Source organism: Kribbella sp. NBC_00709, from assembly GCF_036226565.1.
In the GTDB taxonomy this organism is placed as follows: Bacteria; Actinomycetota; Actinomycetes; order Propionibacteriales; family Kribbellaceae; genus Kribbella.
Window position 1 is genome coordinate 7,287,597 of record NZ_CP108996.1, and the last position, 15,380, is coordinate 7,302,976.

The following is a 15,380-nucleotide window of genomic DNA, read 5'->3' on the forward strand; positions in this document are numbered from 1 at the left end:
CGGTCCGGTCTAGCGTTCCGTCGTACATCCGGGAAAGGGAGGTGGCGGGCATGTCCACGCTGGCTGATCGGCCGAACAAGGCCGTCTTGGTGGTCGACGTACAGAACGGTGTCGTGGCCGAGGCACACGCGCGGGACGAGATCGTGGCGAACATCAGCACCGTCGTCGGCAAGGCGCGCGCCGGCGGCGTGCCCGTCGTCTGGGTCCAGCATTCGAGCGACAACCTGGTGAAGGACAGCGAGCAGTGGCAGTTCGTGCCTGAGCTGTCCCGCGACGACTCGGAGGCGCTCGTCCACAAGAGGTACCCCGACTCGTTCGAGGCGACCGACCTGGAGGACGTGCTCGCCCGCGCTGGCATCGGCCACCTGATCGTGACCGGCGCCCAGACCGACGAATGCATCCGCTCCACCATCCACGGCGCCTTCGTCCGCGGCTACGACGTCACCCTGGTAGGCGACGCCCACACCACCGAAGACCTTTCGGAGTACGGCGCTCCCACCCCTGACAAGGTGATCGCCCACACCAACCTCTACTGGCAGTACCACCAAGCCCCCGGCCGCACCGCGGCGGTGCAGAAGGCCGAGGAGCTCAGCTTCTAGGCGACGCCGGGGCGGCTCGGGCCGCCCCGGCGTCGCCGGTCAGTCGACGATCGCGTCGAGCGTGGCGAGGTCGGCGGGGGACAGGGTGATGTCACCTGCCATCAGGTTCTCCTCCAGGTGTTTCTGGCTGGAGGTGCCCGGGATGGCGAGGACGTGCGGGCCTCGGCTCAGCGTCCACGCCAGGCGAATCTGTGCGGCCGTCGCGCCATGACGATCCGCGATCTCCTGCACGGCCTTGGAATCGGCCACACCGCCCGCCTCGCGCGACGCAGCAGCCAGCGCGAAGAACGGCACGAACGCGATCCCGAGCTCACCGCACACGCCGAGGATCTCGTCGTTCGTCCGCCCGAATCCCACGCTGTACCTGTTCTGCACCGCGACCACCGGCGCAATTTCCAGTGCCTCCTGCAGCAGCGGCACGCGCACGTTCGACACACCCAGGTGCCGAATCATGCCCTTCGCCTGCAATTCGGCCAGGACTCCGAAATGCTCCGCGATCGACGTCAGCCCGTGCTGTCGCAGATTGACGAGGTCCAGCGCGTCCACGCCGAGCGCCCGCAGATCACGCTCGACCAGCGCCGGCAGCTGGTCCGGCCGCGCCAGCCCGTCGTTCGTCGGCCCGACCTTCGTCGCGATCACCAGATCCTCCGGGTACGGCGCGAGCGCCCGGCGGATCACGTCGTTCGCCCAGTCCAGGCTCTCGAACGACGTCTCACCAGCCTTGCCGTGGCTCGGATAGAACGCCGCCGTGTCGAGATGGTTCACCCCGAGCTCGACGGCGCGCCGCAGCAGCGCGACCGCCCGCTCCTGCAGATCCGCACCGCCGAGGTCACGACCCGCGAGCCGCTTCGTCCCGAACCCGATCCGCCGGACCGCACGGTCCCCGAGCTGCCAGAATTCGCCGGGCTTGCGTTCCGCAATTCCCGATGATAGGTTTAATGGTAGAGAGGTATTTACCTGTGAATTCTGCATTAGGCCAGGATAAATCCTCGAAGGACATTCGTCCACCTTTCCCCGCATTCTTTCTGCGTTAGTCTGCGCACGTGGGACTCACCGGCGAACAGCAAGAACTTCTGCACGCCTGGCTGCCGTCGGCCGAGCTCGTGAAGGACCACAGCTGGGGTCTCATCGGCACCCTCGTCCTGGAGCTCCGGCACGACGGCGAGCGCTACATCGCGAAGGCCGGCGACGCGGCCGACCACCACCTCGCCCGCGAGATACGGGCCCACCGCAACTGGTTGACGCCGTGGACCGCGCGGGGGAGGGCGCCCCAGCTCGTGCACGCCGACGACGACGCCAAACTCGTCCTGACGCGGTTCCTGCCGGGCGAGTTGGTCCAGGGCTCGCCCGCCGAATGGGCTCCGGCGACCTACCGCGAGGCCGGTGAACTCCTGGCCGAGTTCCACCGGCAATCCGCCGTACCGGACGACGCCTACGAATCCACGGAGAATCGGCGAACGCTCAGCTACCTCGGCAAACCGCACCGGATCGCGCCCGAGCTGGCCGACCGCCTGCGAGCAGAGGTTGCGGGATGGCCGGCACCACCGGCGACCCTCGTGCCTACCCACGGCGACTGGCAGCCGCGCAACTGGCTGACCGACAACGGCACGATCCGGGTGATCGACTTCGGCCGGGCAGGCCTCCGCCCGGCGTACACCGACCTCGCCCGCCTGGCCGTCCAGCAGTTCCGATCGGACCCCGAACTGGAGACGGCCTTCCTGAACGGGTACGGCCCCAACCCACGCGAGCCGGACGTCTGGCACCGGGCCCAGGTCCGCGAGGCCATCAGCACCTGCGTCTGGGCATACCAGGTCGGTGACGAGCCGTTCGAGCAACAAGGTCACCGCATGATCGCGGAGGCCCTCGGCGAAACTCCGTTGTGACGGCTCGAGCGCACTGACATCGTCACCTCATGTCCACCGAACTCCTGCGCGAAGCGCTCATCCTCGACCGATATCCGCGGTCCAACACCTACGACCAGCAATGGATCGTCGACAACCTCATGGGCCCGCATCCACTCTGGAGCGCGGAAGGCCTGATGCAGACGATGACGCTCCAGCCCGGCATGCGGGTCCTCGACCTCGGCTGCGGTACGGCGCTCACGTCGATCTTCTTCGCCCGTGAGTACGACGTCGAGGTCTGGGCGACCGACCTGTGGGTCGACCCGAGCGAGAACTGGGCCCGGATCCAGGACGCCGGCGCCGCCGACCGCGTTCACCCGATCCAGTCCGACGCGCACAAGCTCCCGTTCGCGCACGGCTTCTTCGACGCGATCGTCAGCGTCGGGGCCTTCAACTATTTCGCCACCGGCGCCGACTACCTCGGCTACGTCACCCAGTTCCTCCGCCCGAACGCCACGATCGGCGTCATCGTCCCCGGCATCCGTACGGCGCCCGCACTCACGCCACCGCCGTACCTCGCGACCCGCTGGGGGCCGGACCTGTGCACCTGGCTGCCGCCGGACTGGTGGCGCCAACTGTGGGAACGCACGAACCTGGTCACCGTCGAAACCGCCGACTTCCTCCCGAACGGCTGGGCCGACTGGCTCCTCTGGCTGAAGACCTGCGCCCAGGTAGGCCGCGGCTACGAACCCGACGAACAAATGCTCGAATCCGACCAAGGAACCCTCCTAGGCCTAACCCGCCTCGTCGCCCACCTCAACTAGCTCTCGTGAAAGGATCGGCCGCATGCCAACCACGCAGATCGAGGTACGCCGGGAGTACTCCGAGGCGGAGGAAGTTGCCCTGATCGATGCGGTGCATGAGGCGGTGGTTACCGCGTTCCAGATTCCGCCGCAGGACAAGGATGTGCGCCTCGTCGTCCATGCCCCACACCGCTTCGCCTGCTCGCCGCGGTTGACCCAGCCGGAGTACTTCACCCTCGTCACCATCGACTGCTTCGCCGGCCGGTCACTCGAGGCCAAGCGCATCCTCTACACGGAGATCATCGCCAACCTGAAGCCCTTCAACATCCCGCCGGATCACGTGACGATCCTGGTCCGCGACCACCCCACCCAGAACTGGGGTCTCCGCGGCGGCCACCCGGCCTCCGACCTGGACCTGGGCTTCAACATCAACGTCTGAACCACAGGGGACTGCGCGCAACCCGTCACATGAGGTCGGTGTTCCTGTACCGCCGGGGCTCCCGAGCGATCGCCGAACACCGGCACCGAACTGCGATCGACCCGTGACGGGACCGCTGTGATGAATCAGGGTTTGCCGAACCAGCGGGTGAGGTGGTTGTCGAGGTCCTGCTGGTCGTCGCCGATCCAGGCGACGTGACCGTCGGGCCGCAGCAGGACACACGGAACGTCGAGCACCGCAATGGGATCCGCGACGTAGTCGACCCGGTCTGACCAGCCGTCAACGGTCAGGCGTTCGGTGCGGTCGAGCAGCAGCCCGCGGCCACGATGCAGCAGATCGTAGAGGCGGCCTTGCTGTACGTCGAGGTCGCGCAGGCGGCGGCCGAGCAGATCGGGGCCGTCGCCGAAGTCGTAGCGGATGCTGATCGCGGTGATCTTCTCGATCAGGTAGCGGTTCACCTGATCGAGGTCCATGAGCTCGGTGAGCAGCCTGCGGACGGCCTGCGGGCCTGGTTCGGTGGACAGCAACTCCATCTGCGCGCGGGTGTTGTCCAGCACGTCCGCAGCGACCGGATGACGCTCGGTCTCGTAGGTGTCCAGCAGGGTCTCCGGCGCCCAGCCGCGGATCTGTGCGGCCAGTTTCCAGCCGAGATTGAACGCGTCCTGCAGACCCAGGTTCAGGCCGTGCCCGCCGGTGGGCGGATGGATGTGCGCCGCATCGCCGGCGAGCAGCACCCGCCCGACCCGATAACGCTCGGCCAGCCGCGTGGTATCCCCGAAGCGGGACAGCCACCGCGGCGAATGCACGCCGAAATCAGTACCGGCGGTGGCGCGGAGCTGCCGCTTGAAATCCTCCAGCGTGGGCGGCTCCGCGCTGACTCCCGCGACCGGGACCACGACACGGTAGATGCCTTCGCCGAACGGTACGAGGCTGAAGATCTTGTTGGTCTCGCGGACCTCGGTCACCTTGGCGGCGATCTCCTCCCGCGGCGCCGCCACTTCCAGCTCGCCCATCAGCGTCTCGTTCCGCGAAGGCTCGCCCGGGAAGCCGACGCCGCTCAGCTTGCGCACCGTACTGCGCGCGCCGTCGCACCCGACGAGATAGCGCGCCCGAACCTCCTCGCCGCCGGACAGCTCGACGGTCACACCGTCGTCGTCCTGCTCGAACCCGGCCACCGCAGAACCGTGCCGAACCTCCGCCCCCAGCTCGATCGCGTGTTCCTCGAGCTGCTGAACGATGACCGGCTGCGGAATACCGAGCAGATACGCGTGCGCGGAGTCCAGTCCCGCTGGCGCGAGTTTGTCGATGGCGGCGAAGAATCCGCCGGCCGGACGCCGTCGTCCGCGTTCGAGCAAGCGATCCAGCAGTCCGCGCATCGCCATCAGCTCGAGACTGCGAATATGCAGACCGACGATGCGGACGAACGAGACAGGCTCGGTTTCCTTCTCGAGAACGAGCACCCGCACCTCGTGCAGCCGCAGTTCGGCGGCGAGCATCGCGCCGGTCGGCCCACACCCGGCAATGATCACGTCGTACGGAGAGTCCATAGATGTTGCAAGCTACACGTCCAGCCCCTTGACGACCTTGAGAGACCGCCGATGATCACCCTGCAGTTCCACCCCAACTGGCCGCACCAAGGACAGCTGGTGGTCGAGTCCATGGCGGCGGACGGGTTCTATCGGTCGCAGTTCGCGACCGGGATCTCCAATGGTGGGCTGACGGCGTTCCCGGGTGGGGACAGATGGCGCTGGGAGAGTCGGCTGTTCTCCCGGCGGTACGACGAACAACCCGAAGCGACTCGTCCTGTCTACGGGGTGTGGAATCGGCGGAGCGATCCGTACGGCGGCGGGATCCGGTTCGGGTCGTCGTACTTTCGGTTGAAACCGGAGGCGGTGGACCGGTCGACGTTCTGCTTCCCGGATTCCGCGCGCGCCCCGGAACACTTCGGCGACCAGAGCTTCCTGCCGCAGTTGTGCCAACTAGCCGACGACTCCGGCTCCGATGATCTCGACGAGTACGTCGAAGCCCACGTTCACGGCGACGTACGCCTCGACACCGACGTGGACGCCGTGGTCCTCGATCCGTCGTTCATCGGCACACGCGTCGAGGAGGCCGCACACGCGCTCGGTTGCCCCGTCGAGTACCACCCGGGATTCCGCGCCGCACCGGCCGATTTCGATCCGACGTACCGCGGTCAGCACATTGTCGACCTGGCCCGGTCGCTCGGCTCGGAGCTGACGCCTGAAGTGCTAGGTCATGCTGCCCGGTCCGGTGTACACCCCGCTCAATCCATCAAACAGGTCTGGCACTGCCTGGCCCGGTTCGGCCGGAACTGACTACCCGAGCTGGTCGCGGCGGCGGGTGAGGTAGGCCGTCTCGGCCGTGTTGCCGGCCAGCTCGATGGCCTTGTCGTACGCCGCGCGCGACTGCTGACTGTGGCCGAGCCGGCGCAACAGGTCGGCCCGGGTCGCGTGGTAGGCGTGATACCCGGCGAGGCTGTCCTCGAGTTCGTCGACGGTCGCCAACGCCACCTCCGGACCGTCGAGCTCGGCGACCGCGATCGCCCGGTTGAGAGCGACGATCGGCGAGGGGTCGACCCGGACGAGTTGGTTGTAGAGGGCAACGACCTGCGACCAGTCGGTGTCGCGGACGTCGCGGGCGGAGGTATGGACGGCGTTGATCGCTGCCAGGATCTGGTACCGCCCAGGAGGCATCCCAGCGGCGAGACGCTCGCGCACCAATCGATGACCTTCGGCGATCAGAGCGGCATCCCACGACCCACGGTCCTGCTGATCGAGGGCGACCAGCTCTCCGGTCGACGACACCCGCGCCGTACGGCGTGCCTCGGTCATCAGCATCAACGCCAGCAACCCGACCACCTCGCCGTCGGTCGGCAGCAGGGCGCGAATCAGGCGCGCGAGCCGGATCGCCTCGGCGGTCAGCTCGTGACGGACCGGGTCCGTGTCGGCGCTGGTCGCCAGGTAGCCCTCGTTGAAGACGATGAACAGGACCGCGAGTACGCCGGACACGCGCTGGGGGAGATCGTCGCCGGCCGGGACGCGGTACGGGATGCGCGCCGCCTTGATCTTGGCCTTCGCGCGGGTGATCCGCTGCCCCATCGCGGTCTCCTGGACCAGGAACGCGCGGGCGATCTCGGGCACGGTCAGCCCGCCGACCATCCGCAGCGTCAGCGCCACCCGGGTCTCCATCGCGAGCGCCGGGTGGCAGCAGGTGAAGATCAGCCGCAGGCGCTCGTCGTCGATGACGCCGAGAGGCTCGGGCGGGTCGTCGTACGCCATCTGAGCCTCCTTATGTTTGTCGTCGCGCTTGTTCTCGCGCCGGAGCCGGTCGATGGCCTTGCGGTTGGCGGTCGTGGTCAGCCAGGCGCCGGGATTCGGGGGTACGCCGTCGTCCGGCCAGCGTTCGACGGCTGTCGCGAACGCCTCGGCCGCGGATTCCTCGGCGATGTCCAGATCGCCGAACCGCCTGGTCAGGGACGCGATCACCCGCGCCCACTCCTCGTGGTGGACCCGGGTGATCGTCTCCTCGACATCGCTCACAGGAACGGCCGCACCTCGAGCCGGCGGTTGCAGGCCTTCGACGCCTCGACCACGAGCTTGCGCGCCGCGTCCAGGTCGGCAGCCTCCATGATCCAGAGACCGGCGATGTATTCCTTCGACTCCAGATACGGCCCGTCGGTGAAGATGGCACCGCCGTCGCGATTGTCCACGACAGTGGCGGCATCCGGCGCCGCCAGACCGCCGGCGAACACCCAGTTGCCGTCGGCCATGATCCGTTCGTTGAATGCCGTGATGGCAGTCATCTCTTCCGGCGTGGCGGAATTGGTCTTGTCGTCGAGCACAGAAACCAGGAACTGCATCTCTGATCATCTCCTCCGGTTACTTCTGCTTTCCGGTCCGCGGACTGCCGGCCGCCAGTAACGGTATCCCGTCCCGGGAGCCGATCAATCGTCGGCGAACGGCCGTATCTCGAGCTTGCGGTTGCAGACCTTCGACGCCTCCGTGGCGAGCTTGAGCGCGACGTCCAGGTCCGGGGCCTCGATGATCCAGAGCCCGCCGAGATACTCCTTCGACTCCAGGAAGGGCCCATCGGTGATGATCGCCTCCGCACCCCGGTTGTCGACGACGGCCGCAGTCGCGGGGGAGTCCAGGCCGCCGACGAACACCCAGTACCCGTCGGCCTCGAGCCGCACGTTGAATGCGTCAACAGCACCCAACTCATCGGCCGTCTCCGGTCCGTCGTCCCCATCGATCACAGAAATGAGGTACCGCATCCAGCACCAGCTCCTTCACCTGTGAGCTCCCCGGCAAGGCGCCCGCTCACCCCTTCCACGAACACCTCCACCCCAATCCGACAAACCTCTTCGAAGAAATTCCAGTACAGCCAGAGCCCGCTCCTTGGTACGTTGCCCGCCATGACCGAGCTCGGCGTCAGGGACCGTAGGAGTGCTGGAACATGACGGGCTATCCGCTGCTCGATGTGCGGGTTACGACGCCGAGGCTGGAGTTGCGTGGGGCTACGGACGGGTTGCTGGACGAGCTCGCGGAGGTGGTGCGGGCCGGCAAGACGGACGCCGAGCCGCCGCCGTACGACGACCCGATCTCGCTGTACGAGCCGGATCCTGACCTACGGGTGGCCAAGTGGAGGCGGTCGATCTGGCGTGGCCGCGGGACTGTCGAGCCCGAGCGCTGGCGGCTGTACTTCGTGGTTGTCGTGGACGGCCAGGCGGTCGGGATGCAGGATCTCATCGGGGTCAATTTCTCCACCTTCGGAACGGTCACGAGCTTCTCGTGGCTGTCCAGCGATCAGCGCGGCCGCGGGCTCGGGCACGAGATGCGGGCAGCGATCCTGCACCTCGGATTCGCCGGGCTCGCAGCGAAAGAAGCCGGCAGCGATGCCTTTGTGGACAACCATTCCTCCAACGCGATCTCGCGTGCTCTCGGCTACGAGCCCAACGGTTCGGACTGGGACACCCGGCAAGGCGAACCCGCTGTGCTCAACCGGTGGCGACTGACCAGGGACAACTGGGAACAGCGACGCCGCGACGACATACAACTCCACAACATCGAAGCCTGCGGAAAGTACCTGCCCCTGTCATGACGAATTCAGAGCGGCGGGGGAGTGACTCACAGATTGTGAGCCAGAACCGTGCGTATTGGGAACAATTGGCGCCACATCGTCACGGTGAGCCAGTGGAGTTCTTCCTCAACGGCGGAACTGCGCTGACGGAGGACGAGCTTGCCGCCGTCGGGGATGTGCACGGCCGCCGGGTATTGCAACTCGCGTGTTCCGTGGGCGATGAGGCGTTGATGTTCGCGCAACGCGGCGCAGCTGTAACAGCAGTGGATATTGCGCCGGCGCACCTGATGACAGGCCGCGCGAAGGCTGAAGCGCTGGGTGTGGACGTCGCGTTCATCGAGCAGGACATGACGAGGCTTGACCCGGAGATCACTGGATTCGATGTAATTTACATTTCCTGGGGCGGCATTTGCTGGGTGCCTGACATCACCGAATGGATGCAACTGGTCGCCGATCGCCTGAATCCCGGTGGTGTATTGGTGATCAGCGAGCATCATCCACTGTGGGAGATTCTGACGGTGCGCGGAGAAAACGCACTCTCCGTCAACGGGGACTACTTCGATAATGGTCGCGACGGGTACGCAGACCCACTGAAAGCTCCGCAGATCACCCAGACGATCGGCACTCCCGATGTTCCGCACCGTAGCTTCGTCTGGAGCATCAGCAGCATCGTCACCGGAGTGCTCGCGGCCGGCCTGACCCTTCGCTCTCTCCAGGAGTATGCCGAATCGGAAATGTATCCAGGCCTGGGGGAGCAGGCGATGCACATCCCAGGCACCTACCTCCTGACCGCCAGCCGCTAACCGCCGGCGTAGCGGGCAATCACGTCCAGGCAACGTCGGAACTGCGCCGGTGAAGCCGGGTTCCTCCAGCCGAGCTTTTCGAGTGCCCACTCGATCGCGAAGGCCGGCGTCCAGCCCGCATCGGCCGACTCGGGATCAGCGACCCGCGCATACCCGCGGCGTACCAGGTCCAATCGGTCAGGCAACGGGTCGCCGGCATCCACCTCCCACTGGGCGAAGTCGTACGCCGGTGCCGCCGCGCCGGCGAACTCCCAGTCGATGAACCCGACGACCGTCCCATCGTGGATCAGGATGTTCTTCGGGCAGAAGTCGCCGTGAACGAGTGAGACCGGGGGAGCCGCACGGGTCGTCAGCTCTTCGCGCAGGACGTCAGCACCACGTTCGACGACCGCCGCCTCCGCCGGACCGAGCATCTCCCCGACGATGTGTGCGACCCGGGCGACTTCGTGCTCGCCGGGCAACTGCAGTTCGTGCCGGATGCCAGGCTGATCGTCCAGGACAACGCTGTGAATCCGCGCCAGGATCTCACCGGCATCCACGACCAGCCGCTCGAGATCAGCGGCAGGCAGCTCGCCGACGAGATCCTCGAGCGAACGGCCCGGCAGGAACTCCTGGATCGAGAAAGAGAGCAGCTCACCGTCCTGATCCAGATGCTCCAGGCCGAGCACCTGCGCTGTCGGCACGCCTATAGATCGCGCCTGCGTTATCAGATCTGCCTCGTCGATGAACCACGGCACATCCTGACGCGCGATCCGGACGACGACAGCGACATCGCCGGCAAGCTCAGCGCAGTACGTCTCGTTCATCCCGCCACCGGCGAGCGGAACAAGACGCTCGACGTCGCGGCCGCACACGGACCGCACCACCGAGTCGATGACCGGGCGAGGGGTTGTGACCATCAGGCAAGTCTCGCTGATCAGCTAGTAGTTGACATAATGTTCGTTATCGGCGCCTTGGGAAGGGCCTGTTCAGCCGGGGTCAGCAGGCCTCGAGGACGAAGAAGATGAAGCTGATGAACCTGGCCGGCTGCTTCCGATCCTTCAGTTCCTGCGGGAGCAGTTCGATCGGCGTGTCCGGGTCGATCGGTGGTTCGCTGATGACCGAGATCCGGAAACCTGCCGCCGTGAATGCGTCGTTCATCGCCTGCAGCGGCCGATGCCAGTTCGTGTAGACGACTGTGCGGCCGGCGTGCTCGGCGTCGTAGGAGAAGGCGGTGACGTCGAAGTATTCGCCATCGGGATTCAAGGCCGTGTACAGGATCGGGTGGTTCACCGACAGGATGAGCCGTCCGCCCGGCTTCAGCACCCGGCGGAGCTCTGCGAGCGGCTCGGTCCAGTCCTCCAGATAGTGCAGGACGAGCGAGGCGACGACGTCATCGAATGCGGCGTCGGCGTAGGAGAGCGGCTTGGCCAGGTCGGCGACGCTCAGGTCGGCGTCCTCCCCCAGCCTTCGCCGGGCCAGTTCGATCATTCCCGCGCTCAGGTCGAAGCCGGTCATGATCGCGCCTCTGTCACGGAGCGCCGCCGTCAGCGGACCGGAGCCACAGCCGACGTCGAGGATGCGACGGCCCTCCACGTCACCAGCAAGGCCGACCATCGCCGGCCGTTCGTAGTGGCCGTTGAGCAGGTTGACCTCGTTGTCCGCGGAGTACGCCTCAGCGAACTCGTCGTAATCCATGGTCGGCACCAAGCGCTCCTTCTGTCGATCAGCTCGCATTTCCCCCTTCGACGAGCGCATTCGCCGATTAGTTTGCCGCGCCAGGCATCAGCGTTCCCGGACGGTGTAGGTCAGGTGTGTCACTTCCGGGGTGGACTCCGCGTGGACTTGCTGCAGCGCGACGCGGGTCGCATCGACGCCCTCGAACAGGCGGACTCCGGCACCGAGCAGCACGGGCGACAGCGCGATCGTGAACTCGTCGATGAGGCCGGCGTTGAGGTACTCCAGGATCGTCGAGCCGCCGCCGGCGATGCGGACGTCCCGGTCACCGGCAGCGTCGCGGGCCAGGTCGAGCGCGGTCTCGATGCCGTCGTTGACGAAGTGGAAGGTTGTCCCGCCCGGACGCTCCCAGGGGTCCCGCTTCTCGTGCGTCACGACGTAGACCGGCGTGTGGAACGGCGCTTCCTCCGGCCACATCTGCTCGCCGGCGTCGAACATCCGCTTGCCCATCACGCTCGCACCGGTGCGCTCGAACGTCTCCCGCGCGATGTCGTTGTTGCGGCCTTCCTCGCCGCCTTCGCCCAGTTTCAGGTTCTCGCGGAAGAACCGCAGCGGGAAGACCCACGCCTGCAGTTCCATCCACTGCTGCCCCATCAACTCCCCCAGCGACTCGGGCGCGATGAACCCGTCCAGCGACATCGACACACCGAAGAACACTTTCCCGGCCATCAGCGGCCCTCCTTGTTCTGCGTGATCCCGGCGACGTACGCCGCCAGGTTGTTCAGGGTCTGCCGGCCGGCCTCGATCGCGTGGTACTTCTCGGCCGCCTCGTCGCGCAACTCCTTGGTGCGGAACACCGTGCGCATCTCGAGCCGGGTCGCCGCACCGTCCGGCGCGAACGTCAGGACCGACTCGAAGGTGTTCGGGTCGTCGCGGGACTCACCGTGCCGCAGCGCGATCCGCTCCGGCGGCGCGATCTCGATCCAGGAGATCCATTCGGCGTACTTCGTCCCGTCGGGTCCGTGCATCACGAAGACCCACTCGCCGCCGACGCGGAACTCGAACGACCGCGTGGTCGTGGTGAAACCCTCCGGACCCCACCACCGCGACAGGTGCCGGACCTCGGTGAACGCCTCGAACACCAGCTCCCGCGGAGCGTCGATGACTCGGGAGATGACGATCTCCCGGTCGGCCGTCACGCTCATCAGCTCTCCTCCAGCCGTGTCTGCTTCAGCTCCTGCACGTAGGCGTCCAGCCGGTCGAAGCTCTCGCTCCAGAACTGCTCGAATCCGCCGGTCCATTCGTGGACCGATCGGAGCCCGCGGGCATCAAGGCCGTACAGGCGCTGCTTGCCGGCCTTGCGGTCCCGCACCAGCCCGACCTCGCGGAGCACCCGCAGATGTTTGGACGCCCCCGGCTGGGTCATCCCCAGCTCTTGGGCCAGGTCGGTCACCGGCCGCTCCCCCGCCCGCAGCAGCACCAGAATGTCCCGGCGCTGTGGCTCGGCGATCGCGTTGAAGACGTCCGAGGTCGTCGCTGCTCGTGCCATGCCACCATCATATGCCCATATGGGCATGCGTCAATGGGAAGAGACGGACTCGTCCCGGCTGCGGTAGGTCAGCAGGCCGTCGATCCCGCGGAGGAACGTGTCGCAGACGGGCTTCGGGTCCGTCAGGCAGCCGGCTGCCATGGCGCCGTCGCGCAGCATGACGAAGTGCCGGGCGGCGGGCTCCGCGTCGATCTTCCCGATGCCTTCGAACAGCTCGGTCATCGTCGCCAGGAACCACTGCCGATGCCTGAGAACGGCCTGGTGGATCGGAAAGGCCGGATCCGGGTACTCCGCGGCGGCGTTGAGGAACGCACAACCCCGGAACCCGTCACTGCGGATGTCGTCGGCGATGGACCGGCCGACGGCGCGGATGATGTCGTCGGCGCTCGCGCCGTCCTGAGTCCGCGCCGCCTCCACCTGCGCGCGGATCGCCTCGTCGGCTTGCGTCAGGTACGCGACGATCAGGTCGTCCTTGCTCGGGAAATGCCGGTACAGCGTGGCTCGCGTCACCTTCGCCTCGGCGATGACGCGGTCGACACCCACGGCGTGAATGCCGTCGGCGTAGAAGAGCCCAGTGGCCGTGCTGAGCAGTCGAGCCCGCGCTTCCGACATACCGCTTCCCATCTTCCGGGGTACTTGCCCGAGACTAGCAGACAGAACGATCGGTCTTGACAGTGGCGCACGTCTGGTGCGAAGGTCAAAGAGACCGATCGTTCTGTCTTATGAGAGGTATCTGATGTCCACAACATCCGTGCTTGGTGCCGCCGGCAGCACCAAGACGCTGCGCAGCCTGTACTTCGTCCGCTTCGGGTTCGCGGTCGTCTGGGCGATCCTGATGCTGGCGATCGCCAAGACGATCAATCCGGCAACGGTCGCCCTGCTACTCATCTACCCGCTGTTCGATGTGGCCGCGGCCGTGATCGACTTCCGTTCCTCGGGCACCAGCCGCCCGAAGTCGCCGCTGTACGTCAACATGGCGCTGAGTCTGCTCACCGCCATCGGGTTGGCGGTCGCGGCTGCGTCCGGCATCCCGAGTGTGCTGCGGGTGTGGGGCGCCTGGGCGATCACCGCGGGCATCGTCCAGTTGATCGTCGCGATCCTGCGCTACCGGCTCGGTGGTCAATCGGCGATGATCCTCAGCGGTGGCATCTCGGTCATCGCCGGCAGCAGCTTCATCGTGATGGCGGGCGGGGCGAAGGCGTCACTCAGCACGATCGCGGGGTACGCGATCCTCGGCGGCATCTTCTTCCTGATCTCGGCCATCCGGCTTGCGGCGAAGGGGAAATGAGAGACTTGGGCCGTGCGGATCAGCGAGGCTACTGGGGACGACGTTGTGGGGCTGGCCCGATTGTTGTGGATGCACAACAGCGACGAGGAGCCGGCGCAGCGGTCGCTTGATGAGTTCGCGGTCGAGCTCGAGCAGTGGTGGGCCGCACGCGACGGCACCCATGTTGCGTACGTGGCGCGCCTCGATGGCGCTGAGCTCGTCGGTATGGCGTGGGTTGCGCTGGTTCCTCGGGTACCGAGACCTGGTACGACGACTCGGATGTCCGCGGATATCCAGAGCGTCTACGTCACGCCGGACGTACGCGGCCACGGAATCGGGTCGGCACTCGTGGAGGCCGCGACGGAACACGCCCTGCGCCTCGGCGCTCTCCGCGTGACAGTCCACTCCGGCCGCAAGGCCGTGCCGGTCTACGAGCGGCTCGGCTTCGAGTCCTCCAGGCAGCTTCTCCAGCAACCACCGGCGACCGTTTAGCCGGCGAGTTGCTGCAGGCGCTCGGCGCTGGTGGAGTCGGCAGGGAGGAACGTCTCGATCGCGAGGCTGGCGGCTGTTACCTCGAGTGGGGCGCCGATCGTGGCGATCAGGGTGAACAAGCGGACCTTGCCGAGGCGGGTGTGGAGGTCGAGGGTGACCATGGGCTGCTGCGCCGCAGCTGTCGGCGGTTGGTCAGGTAGATAGGGCTCGACTTCTTCGAGCAGGCCGGCCAGGGCCTCGTCGGCGGTGTGACGGCTGCGGCGCTTGAGTTGATGGATGAGCGGCAGACTGCACGCGGCGGTCATGGAAGAGATGCTCGGCAGCCCGCCCGGGTGCACCGAGAGGCGCAGCATGTTCATCGGCGGCTTCAGGAGGCCGGGATCCACACCCGCCCAGAGCAGCGAGGCAGCGGCGTTGGCGTCGATCAGGTTCCACAAGCCGTCGACGATGAGGGCCGGGTTGGGCATGTGGGCGTCGAGCAGTCGCCGCAGGGATTCGCGCAGCGGCGACATCGCGTCGGCGTCGTACGGCTGGTCGAGGTAGATCGGGGCGAACCCAGCGGCCAGCAGCAGCCGGTTGCGCTCGGCCAGCGGCAGATCGAGATGGTTCGAGAGATGGACCAGCAGCTGTCGACTCGGCTGCGCACGGCCTGTCTCGACGAAGCTCAGGTGCTTCGTCGACACCTCCGCGTCCAGAGCCAACTCGAGTTGGCTCAGTCGCCGGTGCATCCGCCAGAACCGCAGCAGCTCGCCGGCGGTCTGTGGCTCCTCCAGGACGGTCATAACCAGGTCAGCGTACGGCGGGACGCGGACCGGCAGCCATTACCAACGA

At 66.7% G+C, this 15,380-nt stretch carries 21 protein-coding genes; 9 read left to right on the plus strand and 12 right to left on the minus strand.

Annotated features, from left to right (window positions below):
• The first annotated feature begins 50 nt into the window (after positions 1–50).
• Positions 51–599 carry an isochorismatase family protein gene (locus OHA18_RS35580; RefSeq protein WP_328999756.1) on the plus strand — a complete coding sequence of 183 codons (549 nt, stop codon included), beginning with the start codon at positions 51–53 and terminating at the stop codon, positions 597–599.
• A 39-nt stretch (positions 600–638) separates the two neighbouring features.
• Here the strand turns inward: OHA18_RS35580 and OHA18_RS35585 are convergent, their stop codons facing one another.
• Positions 639–1,571: an aldo/keto reductase gene (locus tag OHA18_RS35585; protein WP_328999757.1), complete on the minus strand. Its 933-nt coding sequence runs from the start codon at positions 1,569–1,571 to the stop codon at positions 639–641.
• A 71-nt stretch (positions 1,572–1,642) separates the two neighbouring features.
• Between OHA18_RS35585 and OHA18_RS35590 the strand changes: the two genes are divergently transcribed.
• From OHA18_RS35590 to OHA18_RS35600, 3 genes are read left to right on the plus strand one after another with little or no spacing between them, the layout of a single operon-like run.
• Complete coding sequence (locus tag OHA18_RS35590; RefSeq protein ID WP_328999758.1) at positions 1,643–2,482, plus strand: phosphotransferase; 840 nt, start codon at positions 1,643–1,645, stop codon at positions 2,480–2,482.
• Between the two features lie 29 nt (positions 2,483–2,511).
• The gene (locus tag OHA18_RS35595) at positions 2,512–3,264 is read left to right on the plus strand and encodes an SAM-dependent methyltransferase (RefSeq protein WP_328999759.1); all 753 of its coding nucleotides are present in this window, start codon (positions 2,512–2,514) and stop codon (positions 3,262–3,264) included.
• Between the two features lie 22 nt (positions 3,265–3,286).
• Positions 3,287–3,682, plus strand: coding sequence for a tautomerase family protein (locus OHA18_RS35600; protein WP_328999760.1), 396 nt, complete (start codon positions 3,287–3,289; stop codon positions 3,680–3,682).
• 125 nt (positions 3,683–3,807) lie between these two features.
• Here OHA18_RS35600 and rox read toward each other — a convergent pair whose 3' ends face one another.
• A complete protein-coding gene (rox, locus tag OHA18_RS35605; RefSeq protein WP_328999761.1) occupies positions 3,808–5,229 on the minus strand; it encodes a rifampin monooxygenase in 1,422 nt (473 codons plus the stop codon).
• Between the two features lie 51 nt (positions 5,230–5,280).
• Here rox and OHA18_RS35610 point away from each other — a divergent pair, with 51 nt between their 5' ends.
• Entirely contained in the window at positions 5,281–6,018 is a 738-nt protein-coding gene (locus tag OHA18_RS35610; protein ID WP_328999762.1) for a DUF3626 domain-containing protein, read from the plus strand.
• On the opposite strand, the gene OHA18_RS35615 is transcribed toward OHA18_RS35610, so the two are convergent.
• From OHA18_RS35615 to OHA18_RS35625, 3 genes are all read right to left on the minus strand, one after another.
• Complete coding sequence (locus tag OHA18_RS35615) at positions 6,019–7,242, minus strand: RNA polymerase sigma factor (protein ID WP_328999763.1); 1,224 nt, start codon at positions 7,240–7,242, stop codon at positions 6,019–6,021. It lies immediately after the preceding gene.
• Positions 7,239–7,562, minus strand: a complete 324-nt coding sequence (locus OHA18_RS35620; protein ID WP_328999764.1) for a YciI family protein — start codon at positions 7,560–7,562, stop codon at positions 7,239–7,241. The genes OHA18_RS35615 and OHA18_RS35620 overlap by 4 nt, the downstream gene beginning before the upstream one ends.
• 84 nt (positions 7,563–7,646) lie before the next feature.
• Complete coding sequence (locus tag OHA18_RS35625) at positions 7,647–7,976, minus strand: YciI family protein (protein ID WP_328999765.1); 330 nt, start codon at positions 7,974–7,976, stop codon at positions 7,647–7,649.
• A gap of 182 nt (positions 7,977–8,158) precedes the next feature.
• On the opposite strand from OHA18_RS35625, the gene OHA18_RS35630 reads away from it, so the two are divergent.
• Complete coding sequence (locus OHA18_RS35630) at positions 8,159–8,803, plus strand: GNAT family N-acetyltransferase (protein WP_328999766.1); 645 nt, start codon at positions 8,159–8,161, stop codon at positions 8,801–8,803.
• A gap of 92 nt (positions 8,804–8,895) precedes the next feature.
• Positions 8,896–9,585: a class I SAM-dependent methyltransferase gene (locus OHA18_RS35635; RefSeq protein ID WP_328999767.1), complete on the plus strand. Its 690-nt coding sequence runs from the start codon at positions 8,896–8,898 to the stop codon at positions 9,583–9,585.
• On the opposite strand, the gene OHA18_RS35640 is transcribed toward OHA18_RS35635, so the two are convergent.
• The 6 genes from OHA18_RS35640 to OHA18_RS35665 form a co-directional block, all read right to left on the minus strand.
• A complete protein-coding gene (locus OHA18_RS35640) occupies positions 9,582–10,484 on the minus strand; it encodes a phosphotransferase family protein (protein ID WP_328999768.1) in 903 nt (300 codons plus the stop codon). The two genes, OHA18_RS35635 and OHA18_RS35640, sit on opposite strands and share 4 nt — an antisense overlap.
• Positions 10,485–10,563: 79 nt before the next feature.
• Positions 10,564–11,262: a class I SAM-dependent methyltransferase gene (locus OHA18_RS35645; protein ID WP_329006191.1), complete on the minus strand. Its 699-nt coding sequence runs from the start codon at positions 11,260–11,262 to the stop codon at positions 10,564–10,566.
• Positions 11,263–11,349: 87 nt separating this feature from the next.
• Positions 11,350–11,970 (minus strand): dihydrofolate reductase family protein, encoded by a 621-nt coding sequence (locus tag OHA18_RS35650; protein WP_328999769.1) that lies wholly within the window; start codon positions 11,968–11,970, stop codon positions 11,350–11,352.
• Complete coding sequence (locus OHA18_RS35655) at positions 11,970–12,446, minus strand: SRPBCC family protein (protein ID WP_328999770.1); 477 nt, start codon at positions 12,444–12,446, stop codon at positions 11,970–11,972. Before OHA18_RS35655 ends, OHA18_RS35650 begins: the two co-directional genes overlap by 1 nt.
• Positions 12,446–12,790, minus strand: coding sequence for an ArsR/SmtB family transcription factor (locus OHA18_RS35660; RefSeq protein ID WP_328999771.1), 345 nt, complete (start codon positions 12,788–12,790; stop codon positions 12,446–12,448). Before OHA18_RS35660 ends, OHA18_RS35655 begins: the two co-directional genes overlap by 1 nt.
• Before the next feature lie 30 nt (positions 12,791–12,820).
• A complete protein-coding gene (locus OHA18_RS35665) occupies positions 12,821–13,402 on the minus strand; it encodes a TetR/AcrR family transcriptional regulator (protein WP_328999772.1) in 582 nt (193 codons plus the stop codon).
• A gap of 124 nt (positions 13,403–13,526) precedes the next feature.
• Here OHA18_RS35665 and OHA18_RS35670 point away from each other — a divergent pair, with 124 nt between their 5' ends.
• The gene (locus tag OHA18_RS35670; RefSeq protein WP_328999773.1) at positions 13,527–14,078 is read left to right on the plus strand and encodes a hypothetical protein; all 552 of its coding nucleotides are present in this window, start codon (positions 13,527–13,529) and stop codon (positions 14,076–14,078) included.
• A 12-nt stretch (positions 14,079–14,090) separates the two neighbouring features.
• Positions 14,091–14,549 carry a GNAT family N-acetyltransferase gene (locus OHA18_RS35675; protein ID WP_328999774.1) on the plus strand — a complete coding sequence of 153 codons (459 nt, stop codon included), beginning with the start codon at positions 14,091–14,093 and terminating at the stop codon, positions 14,547–14,549.
• Here the strand turns inward: OHA18_RS35675 and OHA18_RS35680 are convergent.
• Complete coding sequence (locus OHA18_RS35680) at positions 14,546–15,331, minus strand: helix-turn-helix domain-containing protein (RefSeq protein ID WP_328999775.1); 786 nt, start codon at positions 15,329–15,331, stop codon at positions 14,546–14,548. The genes OHA18_RS35675 and OHA18_RS35680 overlap by 4 nt on opposite strands.
• Between the last annotated feature and the right edge of the window lie 49 nt (positions 15,332–15,380).

Coding starts and splice junctions, on each gene's coding strand:
- OHA18_RS35585 (WP_328999757.1), bottom strand. CDS start 1,571: ATGCAGAATTCACAGGTAAATACCTCTCTACCATTAAACCTATCATCG.
- OHA18_RS35665 (WP_328999772.1), bottom strand. CDS start 13,402: ATGTCGGAAGCGCGGGCTCGACTGCTCAGCACGGCCACTGGGCTCTTC.
- OHA18_RS35660 (WP_328999771.1), bottom strand. CDS start 12,790: ATGGCACGAGCAGCGACGACCTCGGACGTCTTCAACGCGATCGCCGAG.
- OHA18_RS35655 (WP_328999770.1), bottom strand. CDS start 12,446: ATGAGCGTGACGGCCGACCGGGAGATCGTCATCTCCCGAGTCATCGAC.
- OHA18_RS35640 (WP_328999768.1), bottom strand. CDS start 10,484: ATGGTCACAACCCCTCGCCCGGTCATCGACTCGGTGGTGCGGTCCGTG.
- OHA18_RS35610 (WP_328999762.1), top strand. CDS start 5,281: ATGATCACCCTGCAGTTCCACCCCAACTGGCCGCACCAAGGACAGCTG.
- rox (WP_328999761.1), bottom strand. CDS start 5,229: ATGGACTCTCCGTACGACGTGATCATTGCCGGGTGTGGGCCGACCGGC.
- OHA18_RS35650 (WP_328999769.1), bottom strand. CDS start 11,970: ATGGCCGGGAAAGTGTTCTTCGGTGTGTCGATGTCGCTGGACGGGTTC.
- OHA18_RS35680 (WP_328999775.1), bottom strand. CDS start 15,331: ATGACCGTCCTGGAGGAGCCACAGACCGCCGGCGAGCTGCTGCGGTTC.
- OHA18_RS35645 (WP_329006191.1), bottom strand. CDS start 11,262: ATGGATTACGACGAGTTCGCTGAGGCGTACTCCGCGGACAACGAGGTC.
- OHA18_RS35600 (WP_328999760.1), top strand. CDS start 3,287: ATGCCAACCACGCAGATCGAGGTACGCCGGGAGTACTCCGAGGCGGAG.
- OHA18_RS35595 (WP_328999759.1), top strand. CDS start 2,512: ATGTCCACCGAACTCCTGCGCGAAGCGCTCATCCTCGACCGATATCCG.
- OHA18_RS35580 (WP_328999756.1), top strand. CDS start 51: ATGTCCACGCTGGCTGATCGGCCGAACAAGGCCGTCTTGGTGGTCGAC.
- OHA18_RS35670 (WP_328999773.1), top strand. CDS start 13,527: ATGTCCACAACATCCGTGCTTGGTGCCGCCGGCAGCACCAAGACGCTG.
- OHA18_RS35625 (WP_328999765.1), bottom strand. CDS start 7,976: ATGCGGTACCTCATTTCTGTGATCGATGGGGACGACGGACCGGAGACG.
- OHA18_RS35620 (WP_328999764.1), bottom strand. CDS start 7,562: ATGCAGTTCCTGGTTTCTGTGCTCGACGACAAGACCAATTCCGCCACG.
- OHA18_RS35630 (WP_328999766.1), top strand. CDS start 8,159: ATGACGGGCTATCCGCTGCTCGATGTGCGGGTTACGACGCCGAGGCTG.